The 15,140-nt window shown below is 51.9% G+C and carries 14 protein-coding genes; 9 read left to right on the top strand and 5 right to left on the bottom strand.

Annotated features, from left to right (window positions below):
• Positions 1-1,131: 1,131 nt before the first annotated feature.
• Positions 1,132-1,548, bottom strand: a complete 417-nt coding sequence (locus N24_RS04285; protein WP_096454641.1) for a DUF3151 domain-containing protein — start codon at positions 1,546-1,548, stop codon at positions 1,132-1,134.
• 74 nt (positions 1,549-1,622) lie between these two features.
• Here N24_RS04285 and N24_RS04290 point away from each other — a divergent pair, with 74 nt between their 5' ends.
• Positions 1,623-3,773: an acyltransferase family protein gene (locus tag N24_RS04290; RefSeq protein ID WP_096454643.1), complete on the top strand. Its 2,151-nt coding sequence runs from the start codon at positions 1,623-1,625 to the stop codon at positions 3,771-3,773.
• Positions 3,774-4,496: 723 nt separating this feature from the next.
• Entirely contained in the window at positions 4,497-4,649 is a 153-nt protein-coding gene (locus tag N24_RS16205; protein ID WP_157736395.1) for a hypothetical protein, read from the top strand.
• Here the strand turns inward: N24_RS16205 and N24_RS04295 are convergent.
• From N24_RS04295 to N24_RS04310, 4 genes are all read right to left on the bottom strand, one after another.
• Positions 4,646-5,242, bottom strand: coding sequence for a Maf family protein (locus N24_RS04295; RefSeq protein WP_096454645.1), 597 nt, complete (start codon positions 5,240-5,242; stop codon positions 4,646-4,648). The two genes, N24_RS16205 and N24_RS04295, sit on opposite strands and share 4 nt — an antisense overlap.
• Positions 5,243-5,245: 3 nt before the next feature.
• Complete coding sequence (locus N24_RS04300) at positions 5,246-5,494, bottom strand: acyl-CoA carboxylase subunit epsilon (RefSeq protein WP_096454647.1); 249 nt, start codon at positions 5,492-5,494, stop codon at positions 5,246-5,248.
• Positions 5,495-5,514: 20 nt separating this feature from the next.
• Positions 5,515-7,128, bottom strand: coding sequence for an acyl-CoA carboxylase subunit beta (locus N24_RS04305; RefSeq protein ID WP_096454649.1), 1,614 nt, complete (start codon positions 7,126-7,128; stop codon positions 5,515-5,517).
• Between the two features lie 278 nt (positions 7,129-7,406).
• Complete coding sequence (locus tag N24_RS04310; RefSeq protein WP_096454651.1) at positions 7,407-9,038, bottom strand: acyl-CoA carboxylase subunit beta; 1,632 nt, start codon at positions 9,036-9,038, stop codon at positions 7,407-7,409.
• A gap of 111 nt (positions 9,039-9,149) precedes the next feature.
• Here N24_RS04310 and N24_RS04315 point away from each other — a divergent pair, with 111 nt between their 5' ends.
• The 7 genes from N24_RS04315 to N24_RS04345 all read left to right on the top strand — a co-directional run bounded on the left by N24_RS04315 (position 9,150) and on the right by N24_RS04345 (position 15,137).
• Complete coding sequence (locus N24_RS04315) at positions 9,150-10,016, top strand: biotin--[acetyl-CoA-carboxylase] ligase (protein ID WP_167382023.1); 867 nt, start codon at positions 9,150-9,152, stop codon at positions 10,014-10,016.
• A 9-nt stretch (positions 10,017-10,025) separates the two neighbouring features.
• Positions 10,026-10,514, top strand: a complete 489-nt coding sequence (locus tag N24_RS04320; protein ID WP_167382024.1) for a hypothetical protein — start codon at positions 10,026-10,028, stop codon at positions 10,512-10,514.
• 20 nt (positions 10,515-10,534) lie between these two features.
• Positions 10,535-11,734, top strand: coding sequence for a 5-(carboxyamino)imidazole ribonucleotide synthase (locus tag N24_RS04325; RefSeq protein ID WP_096454654.1), 1,200 nt, complete (start codon positions 10,535-10,537; stop codon positions 11,732-11,734).
• 110 nt (positions 11,735-11,844) lie between these two features.
• Positions 11,845-13,719 (top strand): potassium transporter Kup, encoded by a 1,875-nt coding sequence (locus N24_RS04330; RefSeq protein ID WP_231910868.1) that lies wholly within the window; start codon positions 11,845-11,847, stop codon positions 13,717-13,719.
• Between the two features lie 37 nt (positions 13,720-13,756).
• Positions 13,757-14,116 (top strand): hypothetical protein, encoded by a 360-nt coding sequence (locus tag N24_RS04335; protein WP_096454658.1) that lies wholly within the window; start codon positions 13,757-13,759, stop codon positions 14,114-14,116.
• A 68-nt stretch (positions 14,117-14,184) separates the two neighbouring features.
• Positions 14,185-14,682 (top strand): 5-(carboxyamino)imidazole ribonucleotide mutase, encoded by a 498-nt coding sequence (gene purE, locus N24_RS04340; RefSeq protein WP_096454660.1) that lies wholly within the window; start codon positions 14,185-14,187, stop codon positions 14,680-14,682.
• Entirely contained in the window at positions 14,682-15,137 is a 456-nt protein-coding gene (locus N24_RS04345; protein WP_096454662.1) for a YdcF family protein, read from the top strand. Before purE ends, N24_RS04345 begins: the two co-directional genes overlap by 1 nt.
• The last annotated feature ends 3 nt before the right edge of the window (positions 15,138-15,140 follow it).

A 15,140-nucleotide genomic window follows, 5' to 3' on the forward strand; every position in this document is an offset into this window, starting at 1 on the left:
TTGCTTTTCGACGCCTCCCTCCCACACCTTGCCACTTCAAATCAGCGCATTCGTGTGGTGGGGTTTGGTCGGGTTTGGCTGTCGAGTGCCTTGCACCAACCTTGCACCAAACATAGGTGACAAGAATTTTGATTTCTATGAATTTTTGTCATCCCTGTCTGGTTTAAGTTTGTAAAGTGTCAGCACGTTGTGCACACTCAATATCTACTCTTTGTGCACGTTCTACCTCACTAGGTTGTGCACACACTGATCCGCAGCGGTGTGCACACCAACCCCTGGCTTTAGTACCAGTTTTAGTGCAGTAGATCCCCCGGGCTCGAGTGAGTTGAATCGATGCTTTGCCTCATCACGTTTACGCTGCCACAGCGGTGGCGGGTGGCTTATCCACACTCCACGAATGCTGCAGCAAATTGATGTGAGACCCACCCTTGGCAAGAACAGTAGCCCGCTCATGGAATCGATGGTTCACATTCGCTCAGTGGGCTGACTTGGCCTTGGGAAACTATCCGTTGTGCCAGTCGGGCAGGAACAGCCTTCCGGGGGAGGTTCTAAGCCGACTTCAGAACCCTGTGATTGATGGACTGCGCGGGGTATATGGGTCGAATGTGATGATCGTGTACCTCTGAGCGCCTCAGGTAGGTATCAATCTATTGTCAGCAGCCTGGGATTATGCCTGTGGTGGGGTCTTAGGGTGTGCACAATGTCATGACACTGTGCGTGCATAAGGTCATGACATTGTGCGTGAACAAGGTCATGACCTTAAGCGTGCACAACGTCTTGACCTTAAGCGTGCACAACGTCTTGACACAGAACAGTCTGGTTTAAGTTGAGGTAAACCAAACATACGTGCCAAAAATTCGGGTTTTTGGGATTTCTTGTCACGTATGTTTGGTCGCATCTGTGTGGAGGGAATTTTGGCGCCTGGGCATGAAAATCATGGGGCTCCAGAAGCGCTTCTAAGAGCTTTTTAGGGCCCTACCCATATCAATGCGCGTTGCAGATTTTGGACGTCTTAAAAACGCGGTGAGCGAGTTGGGGTTAAAAGGGCGATTTCTTAAGTTCGATACCAGTTGGATTTCCCCCTAAAACCGACTGGTATCGAAGTTAAGGTGGCGACAAACCCCAAGAATTTTAAGCGTCCAGAAGGATTGCCACGGACTCTGGATCGGCATCGGAAAGCATTTGGCGGCAACGGTCATACTCGTTGGTCTCGCTAATAAGCTTTGCGGCCAATGCGAGGGAAGCGATAGCCCTCAACACACCCTGGTTAGGTTCGTGGGAGTAGGGGACAGGACCCCAACCTTTCCAACCATTTGCCCTCAAACGGTCGAGGCTGCGATGGTAGCCCGTGCGTGCAAAAGCATAGGCTTGGATCTTTTCTTCATCATTTGAGGCAGTTTTGATAAGCTGTTCAGCTCTATGTGCCCACACCAATGGGCTGTCAGGATGTTCCAGTGCGGTGGAGGTAAGAGTTGGATCTGCACCGAGTGCTGGATCCTCCGGAAGTTTCACTGGAGGAGGGGCAAGCATGTCATTAATTTGAACCATGTCCCTAATCCTAACTTCAAAGGCAAATGTGAGAAGATCGTTAAGCTGAGCAGGATAACGAAATGAGGTTTTAGGTGGGACCGGCCAAAGGACTTTCCGAAGTTCTAAAAGAAGCCAGACAACGTGGCAAGCCCACTTCACCTACCCAAAAAGTGCCGAGATCCGGTTACAGATATGACCTCGATGGACTGCGTGGCATTGCTATTGCCTTTGTGGTGTTATTCCACGTTTTCGTAGGAAAAGTTTCCGGTGGCGTTGATGTGTTCTTGCTGCTTTCTGGATATTTCTTCCTTGGGTCGCAGTTGCGTTACGCCGATCGGTCGGATTCCTCCATCAACCCGTGGTGGCCTTTTTGGCGTACCTTGCGCAGGTTACTTCCCGCATTAGTTTTGGTGTTGGGCGTATCCATGGCGGTCATCATGCTGTGGGTACCAAGGCTGCAAAGAATAGAAATAGCTAACCAAGCTGTAGCGAGTATTTTCTATGTTCAAAACTGGGAATTGGCAGCGCAAGGTGCATCTTATGAGGCGGCATCGGCAGAAGTAAGTCCGTTCCAGCATTTGTGGTCGATGGCAGTGCAGGGGCAGTTTTATCTCTTTGCCATTGTTTTAAGCATGGCGATCATCTTGATTCGTCGTTACCGACCGGAGTATTCGGCTGTGCAGTTGGCTACTCCGGTGCTTGCAGTGCTTACGTCGGTCTCGTTTTTTGCTGCGATTGTGTGGTACTTCGTTGATCAATCGGTCAACTACTATTCCACTTTTACTAGGTTCTGGGAGCTTGGTCTTGGTGCGTTGTTAGTACTGCATGCGCCTCGGATTTTCCTAACGGCACGGACGAAATCGATCCTTGCTGGTGTGGGACTATTCATGGTGCTTTCCACTGGTTTCCTCATGGATGGTGCGCACACGTTCCCTGGAATCCCAGCGCTGTATCCAATCCTGGGAGCTTGTTTAGTGATCCTGGGTGATGGCAAGGTTTCTGTTTTCTTATCCAGCAAATGGATGCGTTGGCTAGGTGATATCGCCTATCCGTTGTATTTGTGGCACTGGCCTTTGCTGATTATTTTCACGGCAATGCTCAACCAAGATGAGCCTTCAATATGGCTGGGTATCGCTGTGATTGTTTTATCGGTTGGGTTGGCTCAACTGACGAACAGATACGTCGAAAAGCCTATGCAGCAGCAAGGCAAGCGCCCGGTGTTTAGGGAATCCCGTAGTGCTGAGGCGTTGAAAAAGCTTCGCGGCAGTAGGCCGGCACGCATGCGTGCTTACGCTGGTGCCGCGGTTGTGGTGGTAGCGCTGGCATTGACATCGTCACCACAATTGCTTTACCAACGAGTGTTAGATACCCAAACCAGTGATCTTGATCCAGCGATTTACCCCGGAGCCCTGGCTCTGACTGGATTTGATGCGCCTGAGGTAGATCCACAGCCGAATCCTTATGTTCTCGCCGATACGGTGTCACCAGCGTGGGCAAAGGGCTGTATGTCTGTGTTTGGTGATGATCCGTCCGAACTGATGCCAGATAACTACGATCCAGAATTTTGTACCTTCGGCGACCCGAATTCCACCGTGGAGGTCTACCTGGTGGGCGGATCCCACGCCGAGCAGTGGATGGCGCCGCTGGACTCTTTGGGCAAACAACACAACTTCAAAGTAATCCCTCTGGTGCGCCAATCCTGCCCGACTTTCGCCTATGAGCTTGATGGAATTTTCAGCGAAGAATGCATCGAATTCAACGAAAAAGTCATTGAACGCCTCGCCGAAGTTCAACCAGACTTGGTGATCTCAAACTCCACGCGCCCACTGCTAGAAAAAGGCCGAGGCATTGACGAAGTTCCAGAATCCTATATCACCCTCTGGGACTTTCTAGAAGACCACAACATCCCATTCATGGGGCTTCGCGATAACCCATGGTTTATTGAGCCCAGTGGGCAAGGCTGGATGGTGTCTCAATGTTATGAGGAAGAACGCTCGCTAGTTGATTGCTCAATAACCCGGGATAATTTCTACGCACCAGTTGATCCTGCAGAAAAGGAACTTGCTGCTAGAAACAACATGTTGGCGGTAGATACCTCCCGGTGGTTCTGCCCAGATGATCTGTGTATTCCTGTGATCGGCAATATTTACGTCTACCGCGATGGCAACCATATGTCTGATGAGTACGCGCAGTCGTTGGCCCCATTCTTATGGAGCAATATGCGCAGACTGCTCGTGGCCTAAAAACTGAGACATTTGGTGGACACGAGGATTTGAGAGGCGATTTTAAAGGGGTGCTCTTCTGGCCCTACTTCACCTGGTGACCAAAACTGCTCCGGGAATAGACGTTCTTGGTCGCATATGTCGTTTTTGAGGACTGCAAAATTGTTCTGGTGACCAAGGAAGCTTGAAGCACCTATGGATTTGGTCGAGTATGACGGCGCTCGTTTGCCAAGAAGCTTTACCAGGAAGCTGAACACTGATGGCATGAAAATTAGCGATAGGCATTTATCGTTTGTTTAAGGCCTCGAGTTTTCTAAATGAGCTTATGCATGCACGAGACCTTGAAAACCCGTGAGAAGCGCTTCTGGGGAGGTATGACCTTTCGGCTCCAAGGGCAATTTTTAGACCCGACCAAACCAGGAGACCCAGAATCTTCAAAAACTTAAATGTTGGGTCTCTGTGTTTGGTACCTAGCGCGATACACCAAACCAGGAGACCCACAAACTTCGAAAACTTAGATTTTGGGTCTCCTGGTCTGGTTCATGCCGGGTCCAGGGACGCAACCTCTTAAACGAGCATATTTCGGCACTAATTTGACCCAAGTCGGGGCGAGGGATTGCCCAACCCCCAACCATGTCTCACCAGGCGAAGCGCCGTCTTGAATAAGTCCTTGCGCTAGGAAAGAGTAGGTGCATGACCTCTATTAGTGAAGAAAATGCGGCATTACGGGCCTAAAATAAGGAATTGAAAGCCCAAATTGAGGCCGCTAAGGCAGAGAATGAGGCCGCAAAGATCAAACAAGAAAAGCTGAAGGAGCAAAAAGAGTCACTGACTCAAGCAGCGGATTCGTTAAAACAAGCAATCGCCCGCATCACCAAAGAAGACGGGAAATTCTAGGCCCGATTCCAGAAATCGCTGGCGTTGAACCCCAATTGGTATAGGGCACGGCGAACAACCGGCAGGGATAGTCCGATGACGGAGGAAGGATCGCCTTCAATCGAATCGATAAACCATCCACCAAGAGCTTCTAGCGTGAATGCTCCTGCGCATTCTAACGGCTCACCAGAGGCGGCGTATCGCTCGATGTCGGTATCACTGGCATCGGCGAAGTAAATGGTGGTGGCAGAAGACTCGGTGATTACGGTGTCGCCGTAGATGATGGCGTGGCCGGTGATCAGTGTGGCTTGTTTGCCGCGTTGTTGTTTCCATCTTTCGATGGTGGCTTCGCGGGTGTGGGGTTTGCCTTGGAGGGTGGCGTCGATAAGCAGCATGGAATCGCCACCGATGACCACGTCGCCCGGATAGGACGGCGCAACCACTTTGGCTTTAGCCAGCGCGAGCTGGCGGACGATCTCCTCCGGCGCGGCACCGTTAAGGGAGCGGATGAGCGCGTCTTCATCCACGTCGGCTGGGTGGATGAGGGGCTCAACGCCCGCCGAGTTTAAAATCTGGCGGCGGGACGGGGACTGCGAAGCGAGAACGATCTGCATTGATTAGAAGAAATTCACATTCTGAAATGCGCTGGGGTTGAAGGTGGTTGGGCGGTTCAGACGCTCTTCCAGGTTGCCCCAGTTGTTGCGGTTTTTGCTTGCCGACGCCACCTGCTCTGCCGCTGCAGCCTTAGCCAAACCAGCAAACACCATGGTCAACGCGGCAACCTCTTGGTCGGTTGGGTTGCCGGAAACGATCTGCAGGAATGGTTTTTCTGCAGCTTTTATATCCTGAGTGGTTTCTTCAGACATGGTTCTCCTTTAAAAGTTTTTTATAGTGGAATGTTGCCGTGCTTTTTAGCAGGCACATTGACTACCTTGCGATCCAGCAGACGCAGACCTTCGATGATCTGGCCGCGGGTTTCAGAAGGTGGAATGACGGCATCGACAAGTCCACGCTCGGCTGCAACATAAGGGTTAACCAGCGTGTCTTCGTATTCTTGCTCGTAGCCCTTCATGAGCTCAGCAACGTCTTTGCCTTCGGTGGCAGCTTGCTTGAGTTCCTTGCTGTAGATTGCCGCGACGGCACCTGCGGCATTCATCACTGCGATTTCTGCGGTAGGCCACGCAAATACTAGGTCAGCGCCCAAATCCTTGGAACCCATCACGCAATATGCGTCACCGTAGGCCTTACGGGTGATCACAGTGATCTTGCCGACGGTGGCTTCAGCATATGCATATAGCAGTTTCGCGCCGCGGCGGATAGCGCCGTCGAATTCTTGGGTGGTGCCAGGCAAGAAACCTGGAGCATCCACGAACTCAACAAGTGGGATGTTAAACGCATCGCAGGTGCGGATAAAACGAGCTGCCTTTTCTGATGCCTTGATATCTAAGCAACCAGCAAACTGGGTGGGCTGGTTAGCCACAATGCCAACTGAACGTCCCTCAACGCGGGCAAATCCACACAGGATGTTCTCGGCATAGTTTGCCTGGACTTCAAAGAATTCGCCTTCATCGACAACTCGGGAAATAACGTCCTTCATGTCATAAGGCTGGTTCGAGGAATCAGGAATGATGTTGTCTAGCTCTAAGTCCACATCGTTGATGTTTTCCTTAACGGAGCCGATCATGATGTCAGCTGTGCGGCGTGGGGCTTCAGCACGGTTGTTGGATGGAAGGTAGGAGGTAAGCTCACGAACCCAATCCAAAGCCTCAGCATCAGTTGCAGCGGTGTAGTGCGAGGTGCCGGAAGTAGCCATGTGGGTGTGTGCGCCACCGAGTTCTTCTTCAGTGACCTCCTCGCCAGTGACAGTCTGGATTACTTCAGGGCCGATGCTAAACATCTGGGATGTTTGATCAACCATGACTACAAAATCTGTCAGGGCAGGGGAGTACACATGTCCACCAGTGCAGGCCCCCATGATCAAAGAGATCTGCGGGATCAGACCAGAGGCCTGAGTGTTGCGGTAGAAGATCTGTGAGTACATACCCAAAGACACAATGCCTTCTTGGATACGTGCGCCTTCGCCCTCATTGATGCCAATCAGTGGCACACCAGTTTTGATGGCTAGATCCATAACTTTGACGATCTTCTCGCCATAAACCTCACCCAATGCGCCGCCGAAAACAGCGCCATCCTGGGAGAAAACACAGACCTTGCGACCATCGATGGTGCCATAACCTGTCACCACACCATCTGTAGCTGGGCGCTTTGCATCCAAACCGAAACTCTTGGAACGGTGGCGCGCCAAGGCGTCGATCTCTACAAAAGAATCCTCATCCAGCAGGTATTCAATGCGCTCACGGGCGGTTTTCTTACCAGCTGCATGAACTTTTTCTACAGTGGCCTCACCCATTGGAGCTTGTGCCTCTGCAAGGCGGGATCGAAGATCCGAGAGCTTTCCAGCGGTGGTGGTGAGATCAGGTTTGGTCTGTGCTGCAGTCATGGTTTTTTAGTCTAAATCCTTAAGGGCAAGAGTGAATAATGCGCATGGTTGACATCGATAAAGTATTTCAGACATTCTGCGCAGCTTCTTAAAAAAGTAGTGCACATGCTGAAAGAAAATCGACCTACGAATTAACCTATGAAGACTAATCGTTTAACTAACCGGCGATGTTAGCGTCATGTTAACCCAGCGCCACCCCTATGTCTTAAAAGCAGGGTGTAAAGAGCAAACCACCATGTTAAGTGGTTTGCTCTTTACACCTAAAACATTTGTGGGATTTATAGTGGCATGTTTCCGTGCTTGCGAGCAGGGCGGGTGACGTTCTTGTGCTTTAGAAGGCGCAAGTTACGTGCGATCTGACCGCGGGTTTCGCTTGGCAGGATCACAGCATCAATCAGGCCACGCTCTGCAGCATGGTAAGGGTTGAGCATGTGGTCTTCGTACTCGCGCTCAAAGGACTTAGCCAGTGCAACGGTGTCCAGACCCTTAGCCTCGGCAGCCATGAGCTCCTTGCGGTAGATAAATCCAACAGCACCAGCAGCACCCATGACGGCGATCTGTGCGGTTGGCCACGCAAGGTTCACGTCAGAGCCCAAGCCCTTGGAACCCATCACGCAGTATGCTCCGCCGTAGGCCTTACGCATGGTGACGGTGATCTTTGGAACGGTTGCTTCGCCGTATGCGTAGAGCAGCTTTGCGCCGCGGCGCAGAATGCCGCCATATTCCTGGCCAGCTCCGGGGAGGAAGCCTGGGACGTCGACAAGCATGACGATTGGAATGTTGAACGCATCGCAGGTGCGCACGAAGCGTGCGGCCTTCTCGGAGGAATCGATGTCGAGGCAGCCAGCGAACTGGGTTGGCTGGTTGGCGACGAATCCAACGGACTGGCCTTCGATGCGGCCGAATGCAATAACAACGTTTTCTGCGCGGTCTGCCTGGATTTCAAGGTACTCGCCGTCGTCGGTGAGGCACTCGATGACATCGCGCACGTCATAAGGAACGGTTGCAGAATCTGGGATGATCTCATCTAGCTTGAGGTCATCAGCGGTGATGTTGTCTTCAACGCCGCCTTCTTCCTCATCGAAATCTTCCATTGGTGCCATGGAGCGGTTGTTGGAAGGCAGGAAAGAGACCAGGTCCTGAACCCAATCGAGAGCTTCCTCATCGGTTGCTGCGGTGTAGTGGGAGTTACCAGCGGTGACCATGTGGGTCGTTGCGCCACCGAGTTCTTCCTGGGTGATTTCCTCACCGGTAACGGTCTTGATCACATCAGGGCCGGTGACGAACATCTTGGAGGTCTTGTCCACCATGACCACGAAGTCGGTGAGAGCTGGGCCGTAAGCGTTACCGCCGGCACATGCACCCATGATCACGGAGATCTGTGGGATCACACCAGATGCCTGGATGTTTTGGTAGAAGGTCTGGGAAATAAAGTCCAGGGAGACAGCGCCGTCCTGGATACGTGCGCCCGCGCCTTCGTACAGGCCGATCAGTGGGCGGCCGGTATCAATAGCCAGCTCCATAATCTTGATCATCTTTTCGCCGTATACTTCACCAAGGGCGCCACCAAACACGGTGCCGTCCTGGGAGAAGATGCAGACTTCGCGGCCGTCAATGGTGCCCCAGCCGGTCACGATGCCATCGGTTGCTGGGCGCTTAGCGCCAAGTCCGAAAGCAGTGGTGCGGTGGCGAGCCAGCTGATCGGTTTCGATGAAGGAGCCTTCATCGAGGAGGTAATCCAGACGCTCACGGGCAGTGAGACGGCCAGCAGCGTGGACCTTCTCTACTGCCTTTTCGCCCATGGGGAGTTGGGCTTCCGCGCGGCGAGCCTTAAGGTCGGCGATCTTGCCGGCAGTGGTGTTGATGTCTGGCAGGTTGGCGACGTCAATCAAAGGTGAGGAAATGGTCATGTTTTGAAATGGTAGCCGTAGGCGGGGGTAGCGTCCACAATCTTTTCCCGGTGATTTACATCACTAATCGGGTTTGCGCTGCTTAGGGGTGATTTTTTAAGGTAAAACTTTTTGGGCGTGTCGCGCCCAAAGCACGCTTTTCGACGCCACCCCACTACATTGGCTTCCATGAACTTTGATATATCCCGATCGAGAACGCCTTTGGATGCGACACTTCTGAGGGAAGAATTGTTGAAAAATGGTGACTTTGGCCAGGTGATTTATGGAAAAGTGACGGGCTCCACCAATGCTGATCTACTCACGCTTGCAGGAGAAGGTGCGCCAAATTGGACCGTGAAAACCGTAGAGTTTCAAGATCACGCCCGTGGACGATTGGGCCGACCATGGACTGCCCCTGAAGGTTCCCAAGCTATTGTTTCTGTGCTTGTACGCATTGAACCTGCCCATCTTGATCACATTGGGACCATCCCACTGGCGGCGGGTTTGGCGGTGATGGACGCTTTGGCGGATTTGAACGTGCAAGGTGCTGGATTGAAATGGCCCAACGATGTCCAAATCGACGGCAAAAAACTGTGCGGAATTTTAGTGGAAGCCACCGGCTTTGATTCCACTCCGTCGGTAGTAATAGGAATGGGCATTAATATCAGCCTGACTAAAGAGGAGCTCCCGGTCCCTCACGCAACATCGCTTGCATTAGAAGGTGTTGAAGTCGACAGAACTGGCTTCCTTATTAATATGCTCACATATCTGCGCCATCGAGTGCAGCAATGGCAAGGCCCTAGCGTGGAGTGGATTGATGATTACCGCGCAGTATGTTCCAGTATTGGCCAAGATGTTCGAGTGGTTTTACCTGGGGATAAAGAACTTCTAGGTGAAGCTATCGGTGTTGCATCCGGCGGAGAGATCCGGGTTCGTGATGCCCAAGGCACTGTACATACCCTGAACGCCGGTGAAATAACACACCTTCGTCTGCAGTAGGGTGACCGTATGGGGAATTCACTTGAGAAACATATTGCAGAAGGAGACCGGATCCACGTCGATCTCACGTCACCTTTGTCTGCGATGTTATTCCCAATCCTCGAACTCATCGTGATCACCGGAATCTGCTGGATGGGAATTGGTTTCCTTGATCAACTCCCAGGAATCGATGGCACCAACCCGGCAGATAGCTTTCCAGAAGGAACCCGGAATCTGCTCGTTGGTGTGTGGGCACTTCTTGCTGCATGGCGATTTGGGATTCCTTTAATAAGGCAACGTCGATTCCGCGTGATCTTGAGCGACCGCAAACTGCTGGTCCGACGCGCGGGACTGCGCACCGGGTTTGATTCCATCCCGTTGAGCTACATTCAGCGAGTGCAGCGCCGACGAAACACCCTGGTCCTAGGCGTTGGTGGACACCATCGACCCTATGTAATCAACCAGGTTCCCAAGGCTAAAAAAGTGGAAGCGCTGCTTAAAGATTTTCAATATTGGTGAACGCGTTATAGTTAGGACTTGTGACTTCTACAGGAAACCAAGCCCACGCTCCAGGAATGCCCATCGTCGCAGTAATTGGTGACGGCCAATTAGCACGCATGATGCAAACCTCCGCCATCGAACTCGGACAATCTTTAAGAGTTTTAGCAGGAGCACCGGATTCCTCAGCAGCCCAAGTTGCTGCAGACGTTGTGCTAGGCGATTACACCAATATTGAAGATCTACGTGTTGCCGTAAACGGCGCCGATGTCATGACCTTCGACCACGAACACGTCCCCAACGAACACTTGCACCAATTAATCTCTGAAGGTGTTAACGTTCAGCCTCGCCCAGAAGCGTTGGTCAACGCCCAAGACAAACTGGTCATGCGCAAGCGACTACGTGAACTTGGCGCGCCAGTTCCACCGTTTGCTGCTATCGAATCAGTTGACGATGCAGAAGGATTCTTTAAGGCAGTAGATGGCCAAGTCTGTCTTAAAGCACGTCGCGGTGGCTACGACGGCAAAGGCGTGTGGTTCCCAGCAGACGTCGAGGAGCTAAAAACCCTCGTCGAAAAGCTTCTCGACGACGGCACCCCACTGATGGCCGAAAAGAAAGTAGCGCTAAACCGCGAACTTTCCGCCATGGTCGCCCGCACCCCAAGTGGTGAAACCAAAGCGTGGCCCGTTGTTGAATCCGTCCAGAAAAACGGTGTGTGCGCCGAAGCGATCGCCCCAGCTCCTTCACTATCTGCGGCGCTTCAAGAATCCACCATGGGACTCGCACAAAAGATTGCCACAGAACTTGGCGTAACCGGAGTACTCGCAGTCGAACTTTTTGAAACCCTCGACCACAACGGCCAGCCTGAGATCTTTGTCAACGAACTAGCCATGCGTCCGCACAACACCGGACACTGGACCCAAGATGGCTGTGTCACCAGCCAATTCGAACAACACCTGCGCGCGGTCCTTGACTACCCACTAGGTGCCACCGACACCCTGGCAGATGTCACCGTCATGGCAAACGTATTGGGTGCAGATACCGATCCTGAGATGCCCATGGCAACACGGATGGCAGAAGTGTGGCGCAAATACCCCGACGCCAAAATTCACCTCTACGGCAAAGGCCACCGCCCAGGACGCAAGATTGGCCATGTCAATATGGTTGGCCAGGACGTTGAAAACACCCGCGCTGCAGCGCTTGCCTGTGCGTATTTCCTGGTTAATGCACGGTGGGACTAAAGTTGGAATTTGGGCTTGGCCTCGGGTGAATATGTGATACAGCTAGGAAAATCGTAGATCTATAAAAAATTTCCTAGCATTTCCTCGGCGTCGGGAGCATGCTTAACCGCATGAAAAATCCGCGACTAACCTCAGTCGCCCCGAAATCGGGACACATCTTACTAACTCTCGGCGCCTTAGGTGTCGTATTTGGTGATATCGGCACCAGCCCGCTGTACTCACTTCACACCGCGTTTAGCATGGAGCACAACAAGGTTGAAGTCACGCCAGAAAATGTCTACGGCATCATCTCCATGGTGTTGTGGACCATCACTTTGATTGTCACCATCAAATATGTTGTGCTTGTCACCCGTGCTGACAACCAGGGACAGGGTGGAATTCTTGCTCTGGTGGCATTGCTGAAAAACCGCAGGCGTTGGGGAAAAACTGTGGCGGTGGCTGGCATGCTTGGCGCAGCGTTGTTCTACGGGGACGTGGTGATCACCCCGGCGATCTCTGTTCTTAGCGCAACAGAAGGGTTGACGGTTGTCTCGCCAAGTTTTGAGCGCTTCATCTTGCCACTATCTTTGGCAGTGTTGATAGCTATTTTTGCTATCCAGCCTTTGGGTACTGAAAAAGTAGGCAAAGCCTTTGGACCCATCATGCTGTTGTGGTTTATTACCTTGGCAGTGTTGGGAATTCCGCAAATCGTGTCCCACCCTGAAATTCTGCAAAGCTTGTCTCCACTGTGGGCACTGCGCTTGATTGCGGAGGAACCTTTCCAAGCATTCGTCTTGCTGGGAGCCGTGGTACTAACCGTCACAGGAGCAGAAGCCCTATATGCAGATATGGGGCATTTTGGTGCTCGTCCCATTCGAGTGGCGTGGTTTTGCGTCGTCATGCCTGCGTTAATCTTGACCTACTTGGGGCAAGGCGCTTTGGTGATCAAGCACCCTGAAGCGGTCAGCAACCCCATGTTCTACCTCGCGCCTGAAGCATTGCGGATTCCGTTGGTTATTTTGGCAACGATTGCCACAGTGATTGCATCGCAGGCGGTGATTTCAGGAGCGTATTCTCTCACCAAGCAGGCAGTGAGCCTGAATCTTCTGCCTCGAATGGTCATCCGCCATACCTCCAGTAAAGAGGAGGGCCAGATCTATATGCCGTTGGTAAATGGTTTCCTGTTTGTGTCGGTGATGGTTGTTGTGATGGTTTTCCAGAATTCCGAAAGTCTTGCCAGTGCCTATGGCCTGGCTGTTACCGGAACGTTGGTGCTGGTGAGCGTTTTGTATCTTCTTTATGCTCACACTGCCTGGTGGAAAACAGCGCTGTTTATCCTGTTCATTGGGGTGCCTGAACTATTATTGTTCGCCTCCAACACGACAAAGATCCACGATGGCGGTTGGCTTCCACTTCTTATCGCTGTTGTGTTGATCGTGGTGATGCGAACCTGGCAGTGGGGAAGCGGTCGCGTTAATCAGGGACGTGCAGAGTTGGAAGTCCCGATGGCTGCATTCTTGGAGAAACTCGATCAGCCACACAACATTGGGTTGCGCAAAGTGGCTGAAGTTGCAGTATTTCCACACTCGGTCAGCGATACAGTGCCTTTGTCATTGGTGCGGTGTGTAAAAGACCTCAAACTTTTATACCGAGAGATCGTGATTGTCCGCATTGTCCAAGAACCCGTTCCACATGTGCCACCGGCGGAACGCGCAGTGATAGAAGTGCTCCACCACGCCCCAATCAGAGTGGTTCGTGTGGATTTACATCTTGGCTACTTTGATGAACAGAATCTGCCGAAGAATCTTCATGCCATCGATCCAACATGGGATAACGCCACCTATTTCCTTTCCGCTTTAACACTTCGCAGCAGGCTTTCTGGAAAAGTTGCCGGGTGGCGGGATCGCTTGTATCTATCGATGGAACGTAACCAGGCGTCTCGTACCGAATCATTTAAATTGCAACCAAGCAAAACCATCACGGTGGGAACAGAGCTGCACCTTTAGCCAGGCGCTATCACACCAACTGAGTTAGCCTGAAGCGATGAAGAAGAATCCTTTGGTGGAGTGGGTCTGGGTCATGGATGAACTCGGAGTTGGTTGGTGTCAGTGCGAGAAAGACCCCGTTACTGGAAAAGCACCACATCCTGTGAACAAACCACTGGTCACCAAATCCATCATTAGTGCACTTGGCCAAGTCCCAGAGGTGATGAGTAACCAAGATATCAGCCTTGTGGTGGTGGATCTATGGAAATTTGAGACCATTACTCCACCGATTGCAGAATCTTTGATGAGGTCTGTGAAAGCCGTGAACGGAGAGATGCATCCGCAATATCCCACTGCGACAGCAATGGCAGCGATTAAGCATTTCTCCAATACTTTTGATGGTCAGATCCGTGTTTAAAACAGTGCTGAAAACCCTGCGATAGACTAATGAACCGTTAAGCTTTTAGGCGTTGAAGGAGAAAAATAGTGGGACCTCAAGTTGGATTGATCATGGGCTCGGATTCAGATTGGGATACTGTAGCGCCTGCTGCAGAAGTTCTTGCAGAATTCGGAATTCCTTTTGAGGTCGGTGTGGTTTCTGCACACCGCACTCCTGAAAAGATGCTCAACTATGCCAAAACGGCCCATGAGCGTGGCGTCAAGGTGATTATTGCCTGCGCAGGTGGAGCAGCACATCTTCCTGGCATGGTTGCTGCGGCTACACCTCTTCCTGTCATTGGTGTTCCACGAGCGCTTAAAGATCTAGATGGGTTGGACTCTTTGCTCTCTATCGTCCAGATGCCAGGTGGAGTTCCCGTTGCTACCGTTTCCATTGGTGGAGCGAAGAACGCTGGTCTGCTTGCCGTTCGTATCCTTGGTGCGGGGGATACTTCCTTGATTTCAAAGATGGCCGATTACCAAGACAACATGGCTAAAGAAGTTGAAGCCAAGGATGAAGCTCTAAAGAAGCGTCTGCTGGGCTAATGAATCCAATCGTGGTGCTGGGATCGCAGGTAGTAGATGGTCAAGTGACTGATCTATTAGCGTCAAGGTTGGATAAAGCCATTGAGGTTTCAGCCCGGCACCCGGATTCACCTGTCGTGGTCAGCGGTTTCGGTGAAGCTGCACCCATGGCTGATTATCTTCGAAGCCACGGTGTTGCCAATATCGTGGAAGAACCATGGGCCACTAGTACTAATGAGAATTTGGAAAACGCCCACGCTTTGTTTCCTGACACCCTACGGTGGATTGTAGTGACCAGCGGTTTCCATGCCTGGCGGACCTATTTATGGGCCTGGCATTTGGGAATACCCATTAAAGTTGTCACTGCGTCCACCCCAGCAAACAAGCGATTGGGCATGGCGTTGAGGGAGTGTGTAGCGTTGTCGCATTCTGCTCTCCGGGTGTTGTGGCGCAAGCTGAGAACTCCACACAACTAATCT

The organism is Corynebacterium suranareeae, assembly GCF_002355155.1.
Classification (GTDB): Bacteria; Actinomycetota; Actinomycetes; order Mycobacteriales; family Mycobacteriaceae; genus Corynebacterium; species Corynebacterium suranareeae.

Coding starts and splice junctions, on each gene's coding strand:
- N24_RS04305 (WP_096454649.1), bottom strand. CDS start 7,128: ATGACTGCAGCACAGACCAAACCTGATCTCACCACCACCGCTGGAAAG.
- N24_RS04310 (WP_096454651.1), bottom strand. CDS start 9,038: ATGACCATTTCCTCACCTTTGATTGACGTCGCCAACCTGCCAGACATC.
- N24_RS04330 (WP_231910868.1), top strand. CDS start 11,845: ATGAAAAATCCGCGACTAACCTCAGTCGCCCCGAAATCGGGACACATC.
- N24_RS04345 (WP_096454662.1), top strand. CDS start 14,682: ATGAATCCAATCGTGGTGCTGGGATCGCAGGTAGTAGATGGTCAAGTG.
- N24_RS04335 (WP_096454658.1), top strand. CDS start 13,757: ATGAAGAAGAATCCTTTGGTGGAGTGGGTCTGGGTCATGGATGAACTC.
- N24_RS04295 (WP_096454645.1), bottom strand. CDS start 5,242: ATGCAGATCGTTCTCGCTTCGCAGTCCCCGTCCCGCCGCCAGATTTTA.
- N24_RS04300 (WP_096454647.1), bottom strand. CDS start 5,494: ATGTCTGAAGAAACCACTCAGGATATAAAAGCTGCAGAAAAACCATTC.
- N24_RS04285 (WP_096454641.1), bottom strand. CDS start 1,548: ATGGTTCAAATTAATGACATGCTTGCCCCTCCTCCAGTGAAACTTCCG.
- N24_RS04320 (WP_167382024.1), top strand. CDS start 10,026: ATGGGGAATTCACTTGAGAAACATATTGCAGAAGGAGACCGGATCCAC.